The following is a 23,654-nucleotide window of genomic DNA, read 5'->3' as shown; positions in this document are numbered from 1 at the left end:
GACGTGAATGGTGCAAACAAACATGAAGTATTAAAATGGGGCGGCTCCGATGCTTTTACCCATACATTGATCGTCGGTCCAACGAGAAGCGGAAAAACCGCGACTATTCTGAAACCTATTGTATTGCAGGTATTAGAACAGCGTGCTAAGGGCATTCCGGCTGGCTTAACCGTGATTGAGCCGAAGGGGGATATTGTACGTGCTGTCAAAGAAATATGTGATGAATTGGAAATCCCCTATCATTACATTGACCCGCTGTATCCCGATGAATCAGAAGCACTGAACGTCATGAAAGGACCCAAAACCGATATTGCAGAGGCAACGGTTGCAGTGCTCAAGTCAATGTTCGGGAAACAGGAAGCTTTTTTTCAGTTAGTACAGGAATTATCGACAAGAAAAATCACTCTCTTGTTAAAAACGTTGTATGAAGACGACATGTACTTAATCGATGTTCTTCGAAACCTCCGTAATGAAAAGGTACTAAAATCAAACGTGGAGAAGCTGAGACAGTCCAGGCTTGACCCGGAACTGGTTGAGTTCTTTGAAAACGAACTACTGCAAGGTAAGGATGCGGATAAGTTCCGAAGTCTTGTTTTAGGATTGAGAGCGCAATTAGATAATCTAATGTCCAATGATTACCTGCGTCCGCTCATATCGAAAAAAAGTGACATGGATCTTGATCTCCATTTTAAAGAGGGTGGTATCCTTGCGATCAACACAGCACTTGGAAAACTGGGTGCTGCAGGTGATGCTTTTGGACAGTTTGTTGCCATGCACATGCAGTTAGCTACATTCCGTCGTCCAGGAACTGAAAACACTCGCATTCCGCATTATCTCATCATTGATGAGTATAGCCGTTATATAAACCCAGACGTAGAGCGCTTTTTGTCCATCGCTGCTGAATACAGAGTGGCTGGACTATTCGCTGTTCAATCTTTGGGACAGTTGGAAGTCGATTCTGGTCAAATCAACGCACGAGCCATGAAAAAAGCGATTCTAACTTCCTGCCGTAACAAAATTATCTTTGGAGGGCTTAGTGCCGAAGACGCCCAGGAAGTATCGAAAGAAATGGGAATGGACCTACTGTCAGTGACAGAAAAGCGGTATGACGGAAACATTTTGAAGCAATGGCAACCGAAAATGACCAGTGACAGAGAGATGGAGAAAGAGCGATTTTCGTACTCTCTCATCATGGATGGTTTACCCAAGATGCATTTCATTCATAAGCTTCTAAAAGATGGAACGCCCCAACCACCAGGTGTTGGGATGGGAAACTTTATTCCGAGAGACCCTAAGGAGTTACGTGAGCACTTTCGCAAGGTAAAAAATCAAACATTGGAAAAAGAAGAAAAAGAATTGGTAAATCAACATGTCCCTAAATGGCAGTTTCGGAAATTTATAAAAAAGCAGAAGAAGTTGGCCATTATTCGTAAGCAACTAGAAGAGAAAAAACAACATAATGATGCGATGAAAGAATCCTCTTCCGTCAGCCCTGTTTTAGATAAGGTTGCACATGAAGAAAATGCAGAAACACAAGAAACAATGGTGGCATCAGAAAGTGTCGGCCATACCTTTTCCCCATCGTTGATCAGCTATCAACCGCTAGAAAGAAAGAAGGATCATAATACCTTATCAATAGATAGCGTGGAAGAGGAACAGATGGATGGAAAAGGAATGAACGAACAGGAAAACTTGGAAACAACGAAAATAGCGGAAGGCGACATAAGAGAACAAGTCCTCGAGGAAGAAGAAAATGAAGCTGTCGTCGATGTCAATATTGTAAATGAACTGGTTGAAACAACTAAAGAGTCTCCCATCGAAGAGGACAAGGAACAACTGAGAAAAGACACAATATATGCCACTGATAACGAACTTGATTATGACCAAGATACAAATCATGAAAACAAAGATGAATCATCACCCAAAGGAGAAGGGGGAGAGGATCTCGGAGTTTTCTTTTAGCAACTATATTGATCAAGATTAAGGAGGAAAAAACAATGAGCGAAGAAACAATGCTTGATATTTTTGTTGAAGGTTATCAAACCAATGAACCTATTACGGAGGAAGAGGAAAGGCAACGTGCATTAGAAAAAGTGTATTCAGCTAGACAGAACAGTACCATCTTACAGTCAGAAATGATAGCGATTGAAAATCATGGACAAGGAGAAAATGACACTCCTTGCGCGGTAGTAAGAATAGGAACGGTCAAAGGGATAATTCCTATGGAACAAATGGAAGCGAAAGACTATCGTCAGCTCCGAAACATGATGGGTACGTCAATTGATTTTAAAGTGATTGGGATTGATAGAGAGCGAGATCTTTTTATAGGAAGCAGAAAAGCGGCTCTGGAACACATGAAGGGGGCCACATTCAATAGGTTAGAAGAGGCATTCCGGAAGGCAGAAGAAAAGGGTGTCGAAAGCAATGTTATCGTAAACGCTGTTGTTCGTTTTGTTAATAAAAACTACATGCTGCTCCAAATAGGGGGCATTGAAACAACTATGGATGTATCAGAATACGATTATGACTGGATAAACGATCTTCGCGAAAAAGTAAAAGTGGAAGAAAAAATTCCAGTAAAGGTACTTAGTTTTGACCGAGAAAATGAAAGAATTGAAGTCAGCCGGAAACAGACAATCTCAGATCCTTGGATAAACGTTAGAAAGTTCTACAATGAACGTTTTGAATACTCCGGCACAGTGTCAGGTGTAAGAGAATTTGGTAATTTCATTAAGTTAATGCCAGGGATTAATTGTTTAGCCCCACATATGAAATTTGAGGCACTAAACGCCGGGGATAAAGTGCTCGTCAGAATAAGAGAAATTGATGAGGAGAATCAAAAAATTACGGGCCGTGTTATAAAAGTTATTCAGAGGGCTAAAAAGTAGGGGTTACCTATGGAACTATCTCGTTTGTCGGCATTCCACTCTTATACAATAAAGTGGAATCGTATACTTTCCACTGAATCTAGCCTTATAAAAGGATTAGACATTCAAAGTGAAAAAGAACTAAATGCCCTGCACGCCATAGAAAAAATAGGAGTAATTGGACGGGCACAATTAAAAGCTATATTCCTGGGTCGAGATAATCAGAGAGTTAAAAAAATGGAAAGATATCGCCAGATTAAGCGCCATGAACTTATACGCAATAACGAAATCATTCCTATTTATACATTAGGAGCAACCGGTATAGAGTTTTTGCGATGTCCATCTAAAAAAAACGAGTGGTTTCAGTTAAATGAATATATGGTGCTTGAACGTCTGATCTTCTTTCAACTGTATGACAAGCTAAAAAACATCTATTCAGACTTACAAATCACCGAAGTCGAGCCCCCTTTTATCGGGGGGATTCAGGCAAAAGGCGAAAAAAAACATTTTAATGTATTAGTTGTTCGTGAAAACAAAGAAAAAATACAAAAGTTGCTTGCCCGCTCTAACCCTAAAAAACCTATTATTTGTGTATGTGAAGATTTAATATACTTGGAATCCTTAAATCCCTATTTGAAGCAAAACAAAATAAGGGTAACGACAGACAAAGAACTGAGACATAAAGATTTTGAGAGCATGTTTTACCTATGGCATCAAGGAGGATGGGTAAACGAAAACGCGCTACTGCAAGAGAAAAACAATAATCAAACGAAAGCTGTCGATCACCAGTAGTACGAAAGGGAGACAGCTTTCTTTTGCTTTCTGTATATATATTCGAATACTCATAAATAGAAAGAAGGTAAAGGTGAATGAAAGCACTTCAAACAATGGTTGTGACAGGGGTAGTTGGTGCTTCTCTTATTCTATCTCTTCCAACCTCCGTATTTGCTAACGGACAAGCTGAGACTGAACCACATGTTGTAGAAACAAAAACTGAATTAAACCAAACAGAAGATAATGAATTTAAACTTCCTGAGCTACGTGATCAAGTTTCCGTGTTGAAAGGCAAAGCAAAAGAACTGGAGAAAGAGACAAAGGAGCACGATGAGAAGATTGCTTTTTTGGGTGAGATCATGCATGACTATCAAGAACAAATAATAAAAAAACAAAAAGAAATTGATAAAATCGGACGTGTCTGGGAAAAAAATGAACAAACTAGAGAAAAATATAAACATTTTATTCAAGATAGTGGACGTATGCAACAGAAAAGTGAATCGTATTTGGACCTCTTATTTGATAGTAGAGATTTAGGAGATATGCTCAGTCGATTTATCGATCATCAGAAAATCGTGAGCACGAATGCAACAATGCAAGATCAATATGAGTCCATCAAAGCTTCTTTGGAATACGGAGAAGAAGAACTTACCCACGAATTAATTTTATTAAAAGAAAAGAATGAGACAATGAAAGCGCTAGAAAGTAGATACAGAGAATTAGAAAAAGGAAAAAAGGAAGCCATTGAAACAGTTCACCAACAATTAAAAGAAACAGAGAAAAGATTAGCCAAAGCAAAAGAAGAAAAAGCAGAACAGAATCGCATAAATTCAGCACAGACGACCAATCTAGACCAAGTAGCTCTTGCCGAGGGGAAAGTGTTCCTTCGTCCGACGACTGGTGTTATTTCTTCAGAGTTTGGCTCTCGCTGGGGGCGAATGCATAATGGAATTGATTATGCGAATAAGATAGGAACCAGTGTCATCGCAGCAGCAGACGGTGAAGTAACGAGGGCTAGACACATGAACGGATATGGGAACACGGTTACGATTAAACATTTCATTAATGGTCAAACATACGAGACACTCTATGCGCATCTCAATCAATTCTCTGTCTCTGTAGGGGACAAGGTGTCAGCAGGGCAGGAAATTGCAAAAATGGGTAACACCGGAAGATCTACAGGCCCTCACCTTCATTTTGAAACACATGTTGGAGGAGGTTGGAACGGGGCGAAGTCAAATGCTGAAAATCCCAGAAGACTCGTGCAAGAATAGTAAAGCTTACAAAAAATATTGTAAACTTATCTTAGTTGATGTATAATGTTAATTGTAATTTATGTCGTCAATGTTGTCTTGTACCTCTCCACCTAATAGGTGAGCCGGAGGATGTGGACATTTCAATAGACTTGTAGTGTAAGTTGCTGCTTGTCTAAGAGTACCGTTTGAATACCTTCCCACGTAACTATGTGAGCCGGAGGAAATCAAACCTTCATGTGGAAAGCGGATAATTTTTTTATCCCAGGGGTGACAATGGGAGACGTATGTCTTCTGTTCACAAAATATAAATATAAACGCACAGGGCGTATCTAAAAATCAATTGATTTTTGGGTACGCCCTTTTTTTGTGCGTAAAAACCAAAAAATAGGAGGATCAAAAGATGGAATTACAGTTACAAGAATCAGCACTGGTATGTGGAGTAGACATCCCCTGTATTTACGGAGGGTTTGGCAAGAACAAAAAAGCAATGTTAGCTCATCACATCGCGGATATTCATGGTAAGTCACTCAAAGCGGTCAATAGAGCCATTAACATGCACCGCTCTCGCTTTCGGAATCACGTGGATATTATCGACCTCAAGGAGCATGATTTTCTGGTACATCTCATGTACCACGGAATCTTAAAACAAAAAGCAGTGAATAGATCGAATAATATCTATCTATTATCTGAACGAGGATACGCGAAACTCATGAAAATATTTGATGATGAAGCATCTTGGATCTACTACGACAGACTGTTGGATGAATATTTTGATTTAAAAGAGGAAATAGCAGAAACTCCCTCCCAATTAAAAACACACTCGTCGCCGGCTGAAGTGATCCTTCAACTAGCGCAGCAGTTAGTAAGCCAAGAAGCGAAAGTTAATGAATTAGAAAAAAATTCTCAAGACACCGAATCCAAAGTTACATCAATCTCTAATTACCTCACTGAAAAACCTTCCCGAGCGCACATCAATCGAAAAGTGATGGAGTACGCACGCATGAAAGGTACGCGAAACATTAATGAATGTTGGAATGAACTCTATGAATATTTAAAAGACAAGCATGGAATTGACGTTCTAACAAGAGTGAAAAACAAAAGGTCTTATATACAAGGTAAATACCTTATAGAGACCGGAAAAACGTATGCTGCGTCTACCTTAGAAAAAAAGGTGAACGGCCTCGACATTATTTTTGAACAGAGACTGGAAGGAGAAGTATACGAGATTCTAGTGGGACTCATCAGTCGTTATGCGAAGAGTCATGTATAAAAATGATTGTAAAGAACACGTATCAAAACAATTAGTCGAATTTAAAATCTAAAATTTTATTAATTTATTGGAGGAATGTAAAATGTGTAACTCAAAAAATGGACAGAATATTTATCAAAAGCTATTAAATGTTAAAAAGGCAGTGCCCTATATTCAAAAACAAGTGCATGGTGAGGAGTTTTCTTACGCAAGTTCTAGTGACGTAATCGCACCGCTGCGCGAAAAGCTAAATGAAGTAGGACTTTTTCTATCTACTCATGTAAAAGACACGAAAGTCACGATAGGGCAACAAGGTATATTAACGGAACTATACATCGTATTTACATGGATCAACGTCGATAATCCAGAGGAAACCATCGAATATACTTTTTATTCGCAAGGGATGGATAATCGTGATAAAGGACCGGCTAAAGCCTACACTCATGCGGAAAAGTATTTTTTACTAAAGCAATTTAATATACCAACCGATGAGGTAGACCCAGATGCGTTCCAGCAAAAAACGGAATCACCATATATTTCAATTAAGCAAGCTGAAAAACTGGAAAACTTGTCTAAGGAATTAGCCGAGATTCGAGGAGTGCCAAGCGAAGGTTATCTCAATCACTTTGATATACCATCCTTTACAAAAGTGAAAAAAGAGAATTTCGCAAGCATATTTAAACAACTTAACAATTGGTTAAAAGATTTAAAAGAAAAAATGAAACAGGAACAATTGAAAGAGGAAGACGCTACGTCTAATTTATCCTCTACTTCTCCCGAACAACAAGATTCAGAAGCGAAAACAGAAATAAACGAGAAACAAAAAGAAAAAGCGAAAACCCCACAAAAGTCCACCAACAAACAAGATGAAACTCAGGAGGCCACAACACCTTCTGAACGTTCCTCAGGACAACCCAACTCTTCTCCCTCTTCTCAATCAGCAGGGAACTCCAAAGCTAAAACATCCCAATTAAAAGAAAAAGTTAATACATCGGCTGATTCAGCGCCTCAAACTGCACAAAAAGTAAATAAAGCCCCAGAAGGTAATGAGCAACAAGAAGAAAAAGCTGAACAGATGGGTAGCCGACAAACACCTTCGTATAAGCGGGAAACAACACAGGAAACGGAGATTACGAAGATTCCTTCTAATCAAAATGACCAAAAACCTTCTACTGCACCGCAGCAAAATAGTGGCTATGTGGAAGTGACAATGGAAGACATAGAAATCAAAAAAACTAGTAACCGAGTAATCGGACAGATCACATGCGTACACCGAACAGAAAAATCCTTGAATCGAAAGACGATCTTCGTAAATAACGAAGATCAACTTAATCAATTGGATGAACTACAACTTAACAGCAAGATTTATGTGAAGGTAGTGAAAAAGGGAGAGTTTTTAGTGTTACTTGATTTTAAATTACCAATGACAGAAGGAGCCGTAATCAATGGCTAAAGAAGTTTTATCGGTATTCCAAGATGGAAGAGCGATTGTCGTCGTTCTTCCCTCCTATTCCTACCATCAGGATGACATTGTTTATGGTCAGGTTTTAGTCAGAGTTGAAAAATTGGCTAGTGACCTTTTTGTGACTCATGAATGTGGTGTGGTCGAAAAAAACAAGCATGCGTCCTGTCCATGTGTTGAAGCAGCTATTAATGCCTATTTAACAGTGACACAAGAGACATACGAGGACGTAGTATTGGAAGAAAAAAAGATTATTTTGGCTCCTGATATGAAACAGCTGTCATGATAGATATTTTAAAAGGAGGAGAAAGATGAATAACCTTCCGTGTATCGTTGATATTGCCGAAGAGTATGGGCTTGAGTTGAATACAAAGACACTGAACAACAAAGAAGTCATGGCGAAATGCCCGTTTTGTCACGGTGATTCCGGTAGACGGGGGAAATATAAGCTTTCTCTGAATCAAGTTAAAAAAGTATTTAAGTGCTGGATATGCAAAAATGCAGGTGGCGTTTTGCAATTTGAGGCATTGCTGAGCGGACAATCATTTGCAGAAGTGAAAAAGAAGTATTTCGGTCAGCGAAAACGTTCTTACCATCCAGCAGAAATGCTTAGCCCAAAACAACTTAGTGCTATCGAATGGCAGAAGGCGAAACAGGAGTCGTATGATCATTTTCGGAATCATTTAGCCACAGTCTACCAGGATTGGAACACACACTGTTACCGGAATAAGCGACTAGCTCTCGCAAAGCTTTTAGTGGCAAATGCGACAGGAAAATATAATGAAGTGATAGGAAATATTCAAAAACAAGAAGAAACATCCTACGTATCTGATCTAACTCAAATTGTGTTAGAAGCATTTTCCAGTAAACAATGGACGGAGCAGTGGATGGTGGAGAGCCTTCAGTTGGCTGTTTCTAGCCTCCGAACGTCCTTTGATTCTGGAGAAATGGATGGAAACAATGCGTTAGTATATCTTCTCTTTTTGGAACAAAACGTGGATATCCCGGTAATGGATAATACAACCACTTTGCACAAAGAGGAAGAATCAGAAAGAAAACAGCAAGCTGAACCAGTCTTGGCCTAAAGGATTATCTAAATAAATAATGAGGATGATGTTCACATGATCAATCGAGTGGTATTAGTGGGAAGATTAACAAGAGACCCTGAGCTACGTTACACACCAAACGGAGTTGCTGTAGCCAACTTTAGTGTTGCGGTACATCGTCCGTATTCCAATCAAAAAGGGGAAAGAGAAACCGACTTTTTCAATGGAGTTGTTTGGAGAAAACAAGCGGAAAATCTATCTCAATTTATGAAAAAAGGAAATCTTATCGGCATTGATGGAAGGTTGCAGTCCCGTAAGTACGAGCGTCAAGATGGACAGCAGCAAACCGTTATTGAAGTCGTGGCCGATAGTATACAATTCCTGGAAAGCAATAAAGACACCCAAAAGGGAAATCAAAACAGCAGGAAAGAACAACATTCATCCAATAGCGGGGCACTGTCAGGCAGTTATAAGCCCGTAAACATGGACGATCCTTTTGGTGATGATCATTTACCATTTTGATCTAACCTGCGCTGTTGATGTTTAGTCTAAAAAAATATCCGTTTGATCAATAGTAAGCCTTCCCCTTCGGCTAAAAACAAGGTGGCACGTATCTTCTGTCACCTTGTGGTGGCCGAAGTGCGTGAAGGAGGATACAAAAATGGAAAAAATGCTTACTAAAAACTATGTAGAGCTTGCAAAAGAAAAAGCCGAGTATTATGGATACGAAAATATCGAAATGAATGAATTAATGAGTATTATCCTTGGTGAACATATCCCGGAGCTATGTCAACTTCCGCTCAAAGACATTTATCAGTTGTCTAAAGCGGAATTGTTAGAAATTGAAGGGATAGGGTCTGGACGTGCCGCTAAATTTTTAGCAACCATTGGCTTCGCAAAAAAATTAGCTGCTACTGGGAATATGCAACAAGAGGCCGTTATTAAATCTCCAGAGGATGCTTATGAACTCTTTAATTATTTAAAACACGAAAATCAAGAACACTTTGTAGTTGCAGCACTGGATGTAAAAAATAAAGTGATTGGGAGAAAGACACTTTTTACTGGATCTTTGAATTCCAGTGTGGTGCACCCACGCGAAGTTTTTCAATACGCACTCAAAAAAGGATGTGCATCAATCATTGTTGCGCATAACCATCCATCGTATATAAGCCAGCCTTCGTCTGAAGACATCAGCGCTACCAAACGATTAGCCGAAGTAGGCAAGTTAACAGGCATTGAATTGTTAGACCACATCATTGTGGGGGAAAACTGCTACTCACTGAAAGAATGGGGGCATCTCTAAATGGATAATTACCTCCAACTTTTAGCAGCACGTCACGGGAGTCAACAGGCATTGATTGCCCTATTAATACTAGGCGCCCGTGCTCATCATGACCCTACACTACTCAAAAATTTTGATATAAATAAGATCCGTCATATTATTCGTGATAAACGAGCAAGAGATATGATGGACGCTATCCCAAATGCAAAAGAGTGAGCTGTTTTAAGCTTGCTCTTTTTTAATTTAAAAAACTCAACTTATCTTAGGAGGAATCTAAAAATGGAAAATGTAACAGTTGTAGGCAAACTAATGGAGAAATTTATTGAAACCGGAAGATACAGTGATTATAAAAATTTCGAAAAAAAGAAAGACAATTATCAAAAGAAAATACGTTCTATTGCCGAAGAGTATGAAACTCGACGGCATGTGTTTGAACATTATGGAACGGTAGCTAAGTTTATGACCAAACCTATATACGAGTGGGATTATCCCTCTTTAAATGAATATTTAAATGATATTGGATTGTTACCTATGGTGGCTGACATTAACATAAAATCAATAAAAGAAAACAATGCTGAAATACTAGAAATTATTGAAGCTTTTGAAAACCCAGCCGAGTACACTCTTGGTGCTTCTTTTAACAAAAAAGGAAAAGAATTGGCGCAAATTCAAGAAGTATATTTGCCAAACGAGGGATTTGACTGGTATATGCGGCATTTCATTCATGCAAGAAGTCATTTTGAAGCAATACAGGATGAGTATAAGGCCATTAAAGGAAAAGCGATGAACGTTTTGGTTTATGAAACGAAGAAAAAAGTTGAACATGAATATGGTTCTTTGTATTTAAGAAAGAAACCGAAAACATATGATATAGCCGCTATCCTGGAATTAGATATGTTCGGAGAAGATTTCCTCATTAAGTACGGAAAACCAAACAGAAAAAAATTAGAACGCTTCTTTTTAGATGGCGTATTAAAGGAAAGTGACTTACATCCTTTCCGTCAAGAAGTAGACCGAAGAGTAGACTTCATCATTATGGATATTGAAAAAGAGCAATCCATGTTTGAGTGGTTTTCGAAAAAAACACACATATCGTCTCGTAATTACAGTCGATTGGGGGCGATGTAAAGTGTCACTCAACCATGATGGACAAACGGTTGCATTAGAAAAAGGTTATGTCATCGTCGAAGAAGGTAGTGATCTATTTAATCACCATTCAACGATGCTTGACAATCAAGCACCGGCAGACATCTTGTCTAGAAAAGCCACAACAATGGTGAATGTGGATGCTCACTTTATAAAAAAAGTGTATCTACCCTTTCAATGAGATAGGCGAGGTTGGATGGCTAGGACCAGCCAATAAAATAAACCAATAACCAACAAGCCCTTGTATTTGATACAGGGGCTTTCTAAAGAAAGGATGTATTATATGCGTTTCCCTATTATCAAAGTAAAAGATATTGCACAAAAAACCGAGCACATTGTTGGCACAAATATACATGATACGTTGGAGATTCAAGATGACGGAACCATTTCTTATTACAATTTACAGAACGGAGAAGGTACTAGGGTGTTCGGAGATTACCGTTTTGTAGGAAATGTTGATGAAATGGGTATGACAGTTGAATTTGTGTCGTTCGAAGAAATAAAAAATATATATCAACAGATGGAACAGAAGGATGAAGAAAAGGAAAAATTCATAGAGAGTTTATTTGAAATGATTTGGGATGAGAAGAGTAATAAGGAGAACAAGTCATGAAAGCAGTGTGCATGGATGAAAATGCCGGGGCTATGCTTGTAAAAGGGCAGACTTACTTTGTTTTCTGGAATGGTCCGGATCATCTATATGTGAGCCACTTTAATCGAAAGAGTGCCCATTGTGGCTGCTACAAAAAAGAGTTGTTTCAGCTCGTTGAAAAGGAAGAACATACAACGATAAGAAACTACCCTGAGCTTGACTCAGAGAAGGTATATAAAGCGAAACTGGTGTATAGGGATGATGGCTACAAATCAAGGCAACTAAAAGAATATTTTTTGTGTCCGATAAAAACGCATGCGTATTTTTATCAAGACGAGAGCCTGAAACAGTTTTGTGGTTGTTTCCCTCTACATTGGTTTGAAGAATTTGAAGAGATAGACCCCAGGTTCACACAAAAAGAAATAAAAACTCAGTCTGAAGAAGAGATAGTTCAAGAAACGGAACAACTAACTTTGTTTTAATGGTTAGTTAAAACTAAAGGAGCGAAAAAATGGATAATTTAAATATTATAAATGACTCTCACTTTTTAGGGAACGTTTCTCTCTCCATCGAACGGATCTGGCAGCGTAATTACACGTATTGTGAAGTTATGGTGAGCTACGAAGGAACACCCTATGAACAGGAATTTGCTTCGTATATATGGCAAGTAGAGATTCCATTCATCGTGAAGGACCCGAAAGAAGCGTTAGTTGAGCTAAAAAAGATAGAATATGTGAACGAAGGTGGAAGTGAAACAATTTAATAAGACTAACAGTTAATATACGCACAGCCCTGATATCTCAGAATATCAGGGCTTATCACATTGCGTTTGCATCTTTTTTAATAATTGCTGATTATAGAGCTGACTACTCTCTACAAACGCGTGAAAATTGAAGTGTTAGATATGATATTTATCAACTAATTCATTTATACACTGCTACACATGTAGACCACAGTCTACATGTGTAGCACATTGTAGTGAAAGAAAAATACGAGGATTGGTCCACATGTGGCACACACACCACATGTATACTACTTGTTCTTTTGAGGTTGCTATAGTGAGTTTTGTTTGATAACTCAACAAATCATGCTATAATATAAAGTGTAATTTATGTCGTCAATGTTGTCTTGTACCTCTCCACCTAATGGGTGAGCCGGAGGATGTGGACGTTTCAATAGACTTGTAGTGTAAGTTGCTGCTTGTCTAAGAGTACCGTTTGAATACCTTCCCACGTAACTATGTGAGCCGGAGGAAATCAAACCTTCATGTGGAAAGCGGATATTTTTTTTATCCCAGGGGTGACAATGGGAGACGTATGTCTTCTGTTCACAAAATATAAATATAAACGCACAGGGCGTATCTAAAAATCAATTGATTTTTGGGTACGCCCTTTTTTTGTGCGTAAAAATCCAAAGGAGAGATGAGTAAACATGAGTGACAAGTTAGACCTATTTGACTACACATTTCATGTAAGCAAAAGAGATATTCAAGAGGCATTGGAAAGCACAAGAACCTTCTACAAAAAAATGGGAAATCCCAGACGTTTAGGTGTAGAAAAAACAGCGACAAAAGTTAATCCCTTCGGACAAGTGGAGGTTGTGTCAATTCCTCACAATATCCGATCCATGCTTTGGCGTTTACGCGATGAAGGCATGGTTGAATTTGATGGAGAATTTTTCTCCCTCCGTGAGGAATATAGAGATTACCACACTGCCGATGAAATCGACGATTCGTTTAAAGAAGCCTGTTATACGGCGTTGGAAAATGGTGCTGTATTTTATGATCTTCTCAGCCTAAGAACCACTTTTTCCATTTCCATGCACACAGATCCAAAAGAAGAGAAGTCTGCTTCTGACGTTTTAGAAACGAGACTTAATTTTATAGCAAAAGAACTGGGAGTAAACCATTTCAAAAAAAACCCAAAGGCAGCTGGACACAAAATGAATATCTTTTCACGGTACTCAAAAAAAACTAGAGAAAAAGTAGTCGATGCAATTCGTCAAAGAACAACACCTGAAAGTGTAAGTCATTACCTAAAAACACATGGACTATGTAAAGGAGAGTTTGTATATAACACAAAGGCTCCTTGGATTAACCATGATAAGGTATCTTTTCTTGATATACAGACGCTTACACCCACTCAGGCCAAATGTATTTGGCTTGCTGAAACTAGGGACGAGAAAGTGATAGAAGCGCTTTTGAATTATTGCGGTGCTATGATGGCACCAAAACCAGACATTAACTGTGTAATTTATGATGGGGAAGAAAAAATGTATAACAAAGAAACGGATCTAAAAAAGACGTTCGAGGAATTGACCTCTTTTCAGGAGTTTATCGAACAGCTTGAAGCAATGGATGAACCACAACAATTACTTGAAGGAGTTGTTTAACATGCTTCCGCTCTCGTCTCAAGATTGGGGAGAAGCAAATAAAAATCCGATGGTACGTGCATACGGAAAGAAGAAAGGCGCAAGGTCGAAATGTCAATCCTGCGCTTTTTGTATGCGAAAAAAAAATAATTATTACACTTGCTACTATCGCTATCCCGTTGAGCATGACAGAAAATACATTGCGTGCCAGCGGTATGTGAACAAAAGTCGAAAAGGAATGATTCAAATTGAATGAGCAATTACTCGAAAAAAGGAATGTGGTTACAGATGTGTGTCTGTATAAATTAGCCGTTATAGGCGGTACCCAAGAGAAGACATTTAAAAAAATAGGTAAACAGGCAGGCTTTGAGATCCTTTTTGATAATGCCTATAAACCTAAAAAAGATAGATATCATAGCATCATCACGCAAGCCGATTGTGTTGTCATCATCGTGAGAGACTGTTCTCACAAGGCGATGTGGTTGGCTAAACGAATTGCTAAAGCTACAAACACCCCAATCCGCTTTTCGCACGGAGGGGCAACAGGAGCTATCTTAGATGGTGCAAAAGCGTGTTATACAATACGAGATTAAAAATAAAAAACAAAATGGCAAAAGGAGCTATATCAAATGAGTAGAATGGTAAGCGAACAAAAATTGGGATTTTATCCCACCCCAACAAAAGAAATGGAGTATATTTTAAAACGCATTACAATCTCACAAGGAGAATCAGTAACCATACTTGACCCTTGTGCAGGGGACGGGATTCCTTTAGAGATGACTAAAAATCATCTTAGTAATAAAGGGGGCCTTGTCACCTCGTATGGTGTAGAAATAGAGGAATCCAGAGCAAACAAGGCGAAGCAGCGGATAGATCATATGCTCCATTGTAGTTATGAGGAAATGCAGACGTCTGCTGAAGCCTTTAGTTTCCTTTACCTCAACCCACCCTTTCAAGAAGCGGACAAAGAACGCATGGAGAAAACATTTATGCGAGATTTAACCGCAAAACGTTTGAGTCCTGATGGGATATTTGTGTTTAATCTCCCGCAATATGTTTTAAAAGATTGTGCGGATTTACTCACCAGACGTTTCGAACACATACGAGTGTACCGCTTCACTGATGAAAATTATGATTCATACAAGCAGGTCATCGTATACGGGGTGCGTCGGGGCTTACACCTGCCAACCGAAGATAGCGAACGAAAAAAAGCAAAAACAAAAAAAATGTTAGAAAAACTGTCTCAGCAGGGAAAAGACGCTTTTCCGCCGTTAGATGAAGAAGATTGGGACGACGTTCAGTACACCGTGAAACCGGCACTAGAATGTTTAGAAACGTTTCGATCTGATAAAGTAACGGCCCAGGACATCTTGGATAGTATGAGCAATGCAGAATCCGTCGAAGAAATAGACTCAAATATAGAGAAACAAATGTCAGACATTTATGTGATGGAATCCAAAAAGAGCCTAACACCCGCCATGCCATTGAAAACAGCTCACATAGCAACCGCTATTGCCTCTGGTGTGTTACCAGAGCAAATGGGAGAGGATCATTTACTTGTTGGGGTATCAAAACGTACAAGGAATGAAAAGAACCAAATAAACGAAAAAAGTGGTAAAGAAGAAAAGGTCGTGACAACACAACCTACATCGCTGATCCGTATTTACAGCGAAATGGGCATTTTCAACTTGCGGTAGGGGGATCAAAAAATGGAAGTGAAAAAAGATAAAGTGATGCAAAGCCTTTCTAACATCAAGGAGATTGAGGACGTGCGTTTCCTATTAGAGAAAGAGAATAACCTCTATTTTACCGCCTTGATGTCAGATATTTATTCTAAGGAATACATCGTAATCAAAATAGATGGTGAAGGGAAGCTGTTTAAGCAGCATCCTTTCTTTCTTCATTTAGATAAATGGAAGTATTGCGCTACAATTTAAAGAGCAGATGATGACGCTGTTCCTTTTCACTATTTGGGGGAGTGAACTTGAAAAAAGGATGGAAAATGATCACTTTTGTCAGTGGTTGGATAATATTAAACTTATTTATGATAGGTTTAATTAGTTATTGGGTTAGCGAAAATATCTTCAATAACATCAATTTCAATCAGGAGATGACAATCAAAGTATGGCCCATTTTAATTGCTATAAATCTCGTTATTGTAGTAGCAATCGTGGCAAGACAAAAGTTTCCAATTACTCATAAACCAAACCAAAAACAAACGCTTCATAAGACGTTGCATGATTTCACTGAAAATGTAAGGCGATCTTATGTTATAGCAACTCAACTATATGAATATGACTATTCTCCCGCCAAAGGAGAGGTCATTATAAAATTCAGGGATGGAGTTTATGCGAGAAGGGAGAACATTAAGCATATCGCTCAGCATGTGTACTCAATAAAACCTTCTATCCTCATCGGGCTAGAAAAAGGTGTTCACTTAGCCCATAAAAAGTCTGAATTTAAACAGTTAAAAAATGTTTATCATTCTAGCTTAAAAGAGGTATTCAGTATTCAAAAGAATGGATTAACAAAACAAAAGATGGGAGAGGCCACCAATAATTACTCTATTTTTTTGTTGATTACAGAATACCTTTTAAGGTTGAAGAATGAGGGTTCTTACTTTACTCAGGAAAAAGTGGAACCAATAAAGGAAGTACAGAGAGAAGTCATTGAAAATGAAAATACAGGTCTTTTTAGAGCTGTGTTAAACAGTGAGATTTTAAAAGAAGAACGATACATTTTTCGTAATAACGCATATTCCACCAAAAGTGGTCGTACCTACATTTCTTTCAAAGTAGAAGGAAAACCACTGCTAATATTGGTGACTTTGTCTGAATCACTTATCCATATGGATAGAGAGCAGAAAGATCATTACATGGATGAAATTGTAAAAAGGTACGAACAAATGCTGACACAAAAGGGAAAAAGTTTGATAAAATAAGAAATAAGAAAGGGGCGGATCTTGAAATGTTCTTTAGAAAAAGGTTCATTGAAAAAAGCATGTCTCCCCACTTAAAAAATAGGCAAAGAACAAAGGAACACGAACCTGAAGTAAGTTTAGAGGATCTGCTAAACGAAATGAAAAAAGACGGCATTACATTTAAAAAGGTTGAAACATTTGAAGAACAATACTCTGGACCGGTTGGCCCTGTTCTTTCAAAAAGGTAGCAATATAGGAAATTAAAGAGTTCAAAAAATAAGAGTAATAAGCGTATCGAAAACACATGCAATGAAAGATGTGTATTTCGGTGCGCTTTTTTTATGGGGGATTAAAAATCATGTTAATAAAACAGAGGAAAGCCAAACTATCGAAACGCGGTATATATCTACAAGATCGTGAGCTTCTTCAAACGGTATTTAAACCCGGAGCCCATTACACGTATAAAATAGATCCAACGTCTAAATCTATACTCATTCAGCCTACGTCTGGCAGCCAAAATAAAGTTTCCAAACGGAAATATAAAGACACGTATAAGTCTGTCATTGACATTCGAAAAAAAGAAGCCCTTGAAGTGTTTAGAGGTGTAGATTACCTGGAAGTAGAGATTTTTAAGGATCACATCACCATAGCCGGTTACAGGAATAATGAACCTCTAACAGATCATCAGTCTTCACAAAAGTTAGCTGAAGTATCTTTTTCGAGAGTACAAATACGTTCTCTTATTCAAGAGCATTCTCTTAAAGACACGTACGGTCGCTCATTAAAAACAATCAGACCGCCGCTTGATGAAGTCATAACAGCGGTTAGTTTATTTTCGGGCGCCGGTGTTTTTGACTTAGGGTTTCTTGATGATTTCAAGATTATTTTAGCATTGGAAAAAGACTCAGATGCTGTAAAAACCTATCGCTACAATATTGGTGACCATGTTCAGGAAACAGATATTGTCTATACAGAAAAATCGTTGCTCCCAAAAGCTGACGTGATAATCGGTGGCTCTCCCTGCCAGGGGTTTTCCAACGCCAATCGACACACTCACTTTTTACACAATCCTAATAACCTTTTAGTTCGTCAGTTCATTGATTCAGTAAACTCCAATGAAAATTGTAAGGTATTTGTATTAGAGAATGTTCCGCAGCTTTTAACAGCGGGCAACGGACAATTTAAAAACGAAATTGAAGAGGCATTAAGCGATTTTGACATCACATCCGGTATATTGAATGCATCGCATTTTGGAACGGCTCAAAATAGAAAGCGAGCCTTCATGATCGGTAGTAAAATTGGGAAAATAAAACTTCCTAAACCAAGGGAAGGGCTGGTAAATACAGTAAAGCAAGCCCTCTGTGGTCTGCATGACGACATACCAAATCAACGGGATTATTCCCAATCGACAGATACGACGATAAAACGGTTTAAACATGTACCGCCAGGAGGTAACATATTTGACATACCGGAAGATATTCGACCAAAAGGTGGACATTCCATTTACTATCGTCGTTTGGAATGGAATGAGGTGGCACCATCTATCGTAAACCCGAGGAAAGCTAATATACTTCATCCATCGTTGAATCGAATTCTTTCCGTACGTGAATGTGCCAGATTGTTTGACGTTCCCGACACCTTTACTTTCAAAGGAACATTATCATCGATGCAACAACAAATTTGCAATTCCGTTCCTGTATCGCTTGCTAAAGCGATTGCCAAAAAAGTGAAGAATGCTTTTGTAGCAGCTTCAAGGTATTCCGTAGCAACTTCAAACTAACCAATAATTTAAGGGATAAAGGGAAGGAAGGTTAAATTAAAGCCTTCCCTTTTTATTTAATCGTTTAAATTTATTGCATAATAATCACATTTTTTATATAATATACATATATGTTGTTTGTCCAACATGTATTTTTAACAGAATAATAAAAAACTACCGAAGCCCTCGGCGTTTGATACAAACTCTTTTTCTAGTGAAAGAGAAGAGTTCGTATGGAATGCCGAGGGCTTTTTTGTATGTGGCATGAACATAATAGAGGAGGATTAAAGGAAAAATGAAAAAAACTAATCAAAAACTCTCACCGCTGGTTAAGTACCCAGCAATGGTAGTCGCAACAACCATGATCGTACCAGCGATGGTGCAAGAAGCACCGGGCGCGGACGCTCAGCAAAACGACCAAAATGACGATAACACACCATTTAATGTACTGGCGAAACCGTTGGCGTTTGTAAAGGATCAAGTGGCCCCTGCGACAGCGGAAGCGGCGGATGTGATTGAGATTCATACGGTTCAAGATTTAGATAATATAAGGAATAATCCTTCTGGCCATTATCGGTTGATGAATGATTTAGACCTGTCTGGAGTCGACTGGGAACCGATTGGTAGTTACAGGAATGAATTTGAAGGCGTTTTGGATGGTAACGGTCATGTGATTAAAAACTTAAAAATCGATACAACAAATATGGATAGTTTTAGTGATGTCGGTCTCTTCGGCATTGTGCGTTCTGCTGAAATTCGTAATTTAATCATTGAAAATCCCGAGATAGTGTTCGCTTACGATGATTATATGTCAAGTGCCGGTTTTTTAGCTGGTAAATCGGAAGGAGGTGGCACCTTTTCAGGTATATTTATCAAAGGAGGTACTACCACGAGCGAAAAATATAGTGGGGTTGAGAATATCGGTGGTTTGATTGGCCTTGCTGAAAATATGAGCGATGAGATTTTGCTCATAGAAAAAAGTTATTCTGACGTAAATCTAACAAATGATAACGCTGAAACAATGGGAGGACTAATTGGATGGGTGTTCTCGACTTCTAAAGAACAGGGTTTTGTTTATGATTCATATTCTACAGGTGAACTAAATGGTGGAGGAGGTAATGCTATTGGTGGTTTGATAGGTCATAGTAGTGATGCTACTGTAAAAAGAGTGTATTCATCAAGTCTAATTTCGGCAAAACAACCAGACTACGTGGGTGGCTTAATAGGGTATGCAAATGATACTGTCATGACCGATTCTTTTGCCCTGAATGCGGATATTAGAATAGTCTATCGGTATGATCTAGGATGGGTGGTTGGTGATCACGAGTACAGTACGATTTCTGCTCATATTCTTTCGAAGACGGATAGAAATATGAATGATTATGGAGTGGCAGGAAGGATCTCGTCGGCCGCAGCTCACCAAAAACAAACTTATGTAGATCAGGGATTTGACTTCCAAGATACTTGGGAAATAGACGAAGGAACTAGCCTTCCCTACTTAACGATGAGCGTACCGGAGGTAGCACAACCACCTGCAGAACCATCCCTACAAGTAACGGATACCACACCAAACACTATTCAGTTGCAGTGGTCCGACGAACAAGATGCAACTTCTTACCAATTAAAACGGGACGGGGAAGTTATCTACGAAGGAAGCGGCACATCTTTTACAGATGAAGAGTTACAAGCAAACACAGATTACACCTATGAGCTAGTTGCCATAGGGGAGGGTGGTTCATCTGAACCTGTCACACTTACCGCTTCCACTACAAATCATGCCCCTGCGGTGATTGCGGCGATAGATAATCAAACAGCTATTGTCAATGATAAACAAAAAAAATATATCACTCTGGATTTAAACGAGTATTTTCATGATGAAGATGGTGATACGTTAACATTTTCGGCAAATACGGAAGACACTTCCATCGCCACCACAGAGATAAATGGCAGTGAGCTAACTATTGAAGTGCTGGACATGGCGGCAACGGACGTTACGGTGGTCGCGAAAGATGGGAACGGTGGAAAAGTGTCTCAGACGTTTACCGTTACGGGGGATTTCGTTTATCAGACTGTAATATTTAATTGGTTGCCAATATACGATAACAACGGAGAGAAGGCAATCAAATACAAAGTTACAAAAAACGGAGAAGTGGTAGCGACAACAACTGGCTATTCATACACCGACGATAAAGCGGTACCTGGAGAAATGAATAAATATGGGGTCATTCCCGTATTTAAAGATGGTACGGACGGACAGGAGATCGAAATAGGAGATATTGAAGTGCCTGTTGACGGAGAGGACGTGGAAGTTGATCCTCCTGCCGATCAGGATCAAGGAAACAATCCGGCAGATGACTTAGAAGATCCCACTGGTCCCGGAGTCGATGTAGGAAAAGACTTTTTGAGGATTGCTTGGGATGCCATCGACGGGGCTGATTACTACGAGATCAAACGGAACGGCAACTTGATTCATACCGAAGAGCATGTAGCAGGCACAAATGTTTACAGCTACATCGATCAGCCGATTGACCCGACAGTTTCACACCGATATGAGATCATTCCATACGCAGCGAATGGTGATAACGTCACCGAAGAAGGCGATAACAATCCAATCCCACCGTTTGATGTGCTGGCAAAACCAACCTTCACGGAGATGCAGGATGCAGACGGGAATCTCTTACTGGATCTTTCCGATCTATCGAACGGCTCCACAGTCGCTTCTCCAGAAGCGGAAAGTCTGGTGTTAACCGCTGACTATCACGACGTCAAGGAAGGCCAGGTGGCAGAGTATTACACGGATGCGGATGGCTGGACCACGTATAACGACACCATTACCTTAACGGAAAACGGGGATGTGATCCTGCGCGTGCGTTCCACAGACCCAGGTGACAACAGTGTGAGTGCCTACAGCTTTTTAACGTTTGCGAATATAATTGGAATCCCTGATGCGGGGGATGGAAACAATCAGGGCGAGGACGAAGGAAAAGACGACCCATCGAAAGATTACACCGCTATTCCGTTCACCATCACCGATGGTTTCCGTGGCAGTAAAGTGTTGGAGATGGAGGAACTGGAAGACGGCGTGACCGTTGAATTGAAGCAGCAGGATGAAACAAAGTATGATGCCTACGTACGGAACGGACAAGCAAACTTTGGCAAGGTAGCCGCCGGCACCTATGACGTGTACTTTGACGGGGCGAAGCACCAAGACCAAGCGGTCATCGGCGATGCTTCCGGTGAAGATGGAAGCGGAGAGGGCGACACTGGGGAGCCGGGGGAAGACCTGGATTACAGCACCACCCCGTATGAGGTTGTGGAAGGCTTTCGAGGAAGCATTGGCATTCGCATGACGGGACTCCAGGACGGCGAAACGCTGGAAGTCACGCAAAACGGTGAAGTTATCGCCGATGCCACGTCTAAAAATACCGAAGCGTACTTTGGCCGCTTACAGGACGGCACGTATACGCTCGTGATTAACGGTCAGGAACACGAGACCCCGATGGTTGTAGGAGATGCTGCCGGCGAGGACGAGGGCGGTACAACACCGGACGGTGATTTTACGGCGTTGCCGTATGAGGTGGAACGCGGATTCCGTAATGCCGTACTTCTGAATATGGAAGGACTGCCGAAAGGGCAGAAAGTAGAGCTTCGCTTAGATGGCTCGGTCATCAAAACAGCAACCTCCACAAACGACAAAGTAAACTTTGGCATTGTTGCCGATGGCACCTATGACCTGTATATCAATGATAAGCGTCATGAGACGCCATTCTCGTTACAGGATAATTCGGATAGTGGAAACGACGCTAGTGGCGAGGACTACCAAGATACACCGTTCACAGTGTCCAACGGTTTCCGCAACACCATCAACATGGAGATGGAAGGGTTAGCGAGCGGGTTACGTGTGGAGCTTCACCAAAACGGAGAAGTGGTGGCTTCTGATACGTCTTCCAGTGGCACGGCGAACTTTGGTTTCGTGGCAGACGGGGAGTACGAGCTGCATATTCAAGGCACGAAGCATAATCAACCGTTTGTCGTGAGTGCAGGGGGAAATGGCGGCAGTCAGCCAGGTGGCAGCGATTCTTCGGCAGACTATACCACAACACCGTTTGAAATTGTTCACGGCTATCGGGGATCCATCGGCCTCTCGATGGAAGGACTTCGGGACGGTGTTATGTTTACTCTTCAATCCGGAGACCAGGTTGTTGCAGCAGCCACATCACTACGGCAAGAGGTGCAGTTTGGGGAAGTAGTGGATGGAGTATACGATGTATTTATTGATGGAACGAAGCACCAAGACACGTTCACTGTCGGAGATCCGGGAGCGCCGGAGCCGGAAGAACCGTCTCTTGTTACCACACCATTTACCATAAAAGACGGTTTCCGTGGTAGTAAGACTCTCCAATTGGAAGGGTTGCCCAAAGGTTCGGAGGTAGAGCTGAAACAAGGGGAAGAAGTGATTAAAACCGCTACATCTCGCAAAGGCAATGTAAAATTCCGCTCCGTATCTGACGGAGTATATGACCTGTATATAGATGGTAAGAAGCATGCCTTTGCCTTTGTCGTTGGCACAGTCGACGCGGAGAGCGCCACCGTAACAGACTTACCAAATGGGTTCAAACTCCAACTCGCTACTAGTCGGGCTGGGGATGTGATTACAGCGTATGATGCGGAAGGTGAGGTTACCCTTTTCTCGATCCAAGAAGATGGCACGGCACTTCTAGAAAACCTAGAATCCGGGAATTACAAGCTTTATGTGAATGGTTTTCTTCCTTTGGGAGATGACCAGTCATTAGAAAATGATACTCTAACCATCACCGTTTCATAATATCGACATCCTTACAAGATAAACCGAATAACCCCGCCGTCAATGGTGAGCGGGGTTATTCGTGTTTAAAGTATTATTACTGCATAATTTGAGCGAAGAAGTGTGG

24 protein-coding genes are annotated in these 23,654 nt (G+C 40.1%); all 24 read left to right on the top strand.

Going from position 1 to position 23,654, the window contains the following annotated elements; genetic code table 11:
• Positions 1 to 3 precede the first annotated feature (3 nt).
• The 24 genes from LOR49_RS13245 to LOR49_RS13130 all read left to right on the top strand — a co-directional run bounded on the left by LOR49_RS13245 (position 4) and on the right by LOR49_RS13130 (position 23,548).
• Positions 4 to 1,962 carry a type IV secretory system conjugative DNA transfer family protein gene (locus LOR49_RS13245; RefSeq protein ID WP_240377222.1) on the top strand — a complete coding sequence of 653 codons (1,959 nt, stop codon included), beginning with the start codon at positions 4 to 6 and terminating at the stop codon, positions 1,960 to 1,962.
• Positions 1,963 to 1,997: 35 nt separating this feature from the next.
• Positions 1,998 to 2,888 (top strand): 30S ribosomal protein S1, encoded by an 891-nt coding sequence (locus tag LOR49_RS13240; protein WP_240377221.1) that lies wholly within the window; start codon positions 1,998 to 2,000, stop codon positions 2,886 to 2,888.
• Positions 2,889 to 2,897: 9 nt separating this feature from the next.
• Positions 2,898 to 3,659 carry a hypothetical protein gene (locus LOR49_RS13235; RefSeq protein WP_240377220.1) on the top strand — a complete coding sequence of 254 codons (762 nt, stop codon included), beginning with the start codon at positions 2,898 to 2,900 and terminating at the stop codon, positions 3,657 to 3,659.
• A gap of 77 nt (positions 3,660 to 3,736) precedes the next feature.
• Entirely contained in the window at positions 3,737 to 4,915 is a 1,179-nt protein-coding gene (locus LOR49_RS13230) for a M23 family metallopeptidase (RefSeq protein ID WP_240377219.1), read from the top strand.
• Positions 4,916 to 5,297: 382 nt separating this feature from the next.
• Positions 5,298 to 6,167: an ORF6N domain-containing protein gene (locus tag LOR49_RS13225; RefSeq protein ID WP_240377218.1), complete on the top strand. Its 870-nt coding sequence runs from the start codon at positions 5,298 to 5,300 to the stop codon at positions 6,165 to 6,167.
• Between the two features lie 82 nt (positions 6,168 to 6,249).
• Positions 6,250 to 7,599: an ERF family protein gene (locus LOR49_RS13220; RefSeq protein ID WP_240377217.1), complete on the top strand. Its 1,350-nt coding sequence runs from the start codon at positions 6,250 to 6,252 to the stop codon at positions 7,597 to 7,599.
• The gene (locus LOR49_RS13215; RefSeq protein ID WP_240377216.1) at positions 7,592 to 7,894 is read left to right on the top strand and encodes a hypothetical protein; all 303 of its coding nucleotides are present in this window, start codon (positions 7,592 to 7,594) and stop codon (positions 7,892 to 7,894) included. Before LOR49_RS13220 ends, LOR49_RS13215 begins: the two co-directional genes overlap by 8 nt.
• Positions 7,895 to 7,919: 25 nt before the next feature.
• A complete protein-coding gene (locus LOR49_RS13210) occupies positions 7,920 to 8,693 on the top strand; it encodes a CHC2 zinc finger domain-containing protein (RefSeq protein ID WP_240377215.1) in 774 nt (257 codons plus the stop codon).
• Positions 8,694 to 8,729: 36 nt separating this feature from the next.
• Positions 8,730 to 9,176: a single-stranded DNA-binding protein gene (ssb, locus tag LOR49_RS13205; protein WP_240377214.1), complete on the top strand. Its 447-nt coding sequence runs from the start codon at positions 8,730 to 8,732 to the stop codon at positions 9,174 to 9,176.
• 139 nt (positions 9,177 to 9,315) lie between these two features.
• Positions 9,316 to 9,957 carry a RadC family protein gene (gene radC / locus LOR49_RS13200; protein WP_240377213.1) on the top strand — a complete coding sequence of 214 codons (642 nt, stop codon included), beginning with the start codon at positions 9,316 to 9,318 and terminating at the stop codon, positions 9,955 to 9,957.
• Positions 9,958 to 10,152, top strand: a complete 195-nt coding sequence (locus LOR49_RS13195) for a hypothetical protein (protein ID WP_240377212.1) — start codon at positions 9,958 to 9,960, stop codon at positions 10,150 to 10,152.
• A 63-nt stretch (positions 10,153 to 10,215) separates the two neighbouring features.
• A complete protein-coding gene (locus LOR49_RS13190) occupies positions 10,216 to 11,064 on the top strand; it encodes a hypothetical protein (RefSeq protein ID WP_240377211.1) in 849 nt (282 codons plus the stop codon).
• Position 11,065: 1 nt separating this feature from the next.
• Positions 11,066 to 11,263, top strand: a complete 198-nt coding sequence (locus LOR49_RS13185; RefSeq protein WP_240377210.1) for a hypothetical protein — start codon at positions 11,066 to 11,068, stop codon at positions 11,261 to 11,263.
• A gap of 102 nt (positions 11,264 to 11,365) precedes the next feature.
• Positions 11,366 to 11,695: a hypothetical protein gene (locus tag LOR49_RS13180; RefSeq protein WP_240377209.1), complete on the top strand. Its 330-nt coding sequence runs from the start codon at positions 11,366 to 11,368 to the stop codon at positions 11,693 to 11,695.
• A complete protein-coding gene (locus LOR49_RS13175; RefSeq protein WP_240377208.1) occupies positions 11,692 to 12,156 on the top strand; it encodes a hypothetical protein in 465 nt (154 codons plus the stop codon). The genes LOR49_RS13180 and LOR49_RS13175 overlap by 4 nt, the downstream gene beginning before the upstream one ends.
• A 29-nt stretch (positions 12,157 to 12,185) precedes the next feature.
• The gene (locus tag LOR49_RS13170) at positions 12,186 to 12,437 is read left to right on the top strand and encodes a hypothetical protein (RefSeq protein ID WP_240377207.1); all 252 of its coding nucleotides are present in this window, start codon (positions 12,186 to 12,188) and stop codon (positions 12,435 to 12,437) included.
• A 668-nt stretch (positions 12,438 to 13,105) separates the two neighbouring features.
• Positions 13,106 to 14,065, top strand: a complete 960-nt coding sequence (locus LOR49_RS13165) for a hypothetical protein (RefSeq protein ID WP_240377206.1) — start codon at positions 13,106 to 13,108, stop codon at positions 14,063 to 14,065.
• Between the two features lie 227 nt (positions 14,066 to 14,292).
• Entirely contained in the window at positions 14,293 to 14,637 is a 345-nt protein-coding gene (locus LOR49_RS13160) for a DUF2325 domain-containing protein (protein WP_240377205.1), read from the top strand.
• Positions 14,638 to 14,673: 36 nt separating this feature from the next.
• Positions 14,674 to 15,741 (top strand): DUF6094 domain-containing protein, encoded by a 1,068-nt coding sequence (locus LOR49_RS13155; RefSeq protein WP_240377204.1) that lies wholly within the window; start codon positions 14,674 to 14,676, stop codon positions 15,739 to 15,741.
• Positions 15,742 to 15,753: 12 nt separating this feature from the next.
• Complete coding sequence (locus LOR49_RS13150; RefSeq protein ID WP_240377203.1) at positions 15,754 to 15,981, top strand: hypothetical protein; 228 nt, start codon at positions 15,754 to 15,756, stop codon at positions 15,979 to 15,981.
• Positions 15,982 to 16,028: 47 nt separating this feature from the next.
• Complete coding sequence (locus LOR49_RS13145) at positions 16,029 to 16,985, top strand: hypothetical protein (RefSeq protein WP_240377202.1); 957 nt, start codon at positions 16,029 to 16,031, stop codon at positions 16,983 to 16,985.
• A gap of 26 nt (positions 16,986 to 17,011) precedes the next feature.
• Positions 17,012 to 17,212: a hypothetical protein gene (locus LOR49_RS13140; protein ID WP_240377201.1), complete on the top strand. Its 201-nt coding sequence runs from the start codon at positions 17,012 to 17,014 to the stop codon at positions 17,210 to 17,212.
• A gap of 110 nt (positions 17,213 to 17,322) precedes the next feature.
• Complete coding sequence (locus tag LOR49_RS13135) at positions 17,323 to 18,744, top strand: DNA cytosine methyltransferase (RefSeq protein ID WP_240377200.1); 1,422 nt, start codon at positions 17,323 to 17,325, stop codon at positions 18,742 to 18,744.
• Positions 18,745 to 19,018: 274 nt separating this feature from the next.
• Positions 19,019 to 23,548, top strand: coding sequence for a hypothetical protein (locus LOR49_RS13130; RefSeq protein WP_240377199.1), 4,530 nt, complete (start codon positions 19,019 to 19,021; stop codon positions 23,546 to 23,548).
• Positions 23,549 to 23,654 lie beyond the last annotated feature (106 nt).

It is taken from the genome of Bacillus piscicola, from assembly GCF_022458745.1.
GTDB classification, from domain to species: domain Bacteria; phylum Bacillota; class Bacilli; order Bacillales; family Marinococcaceae; genus Alteribacillus_A; species Alteribacillus_A piscicola.
The sequence above is the reverse complement of the archived record's forward strand: the minus strand, read 5'-3'. Positions and strand labels throughout refer to the sequence as shown.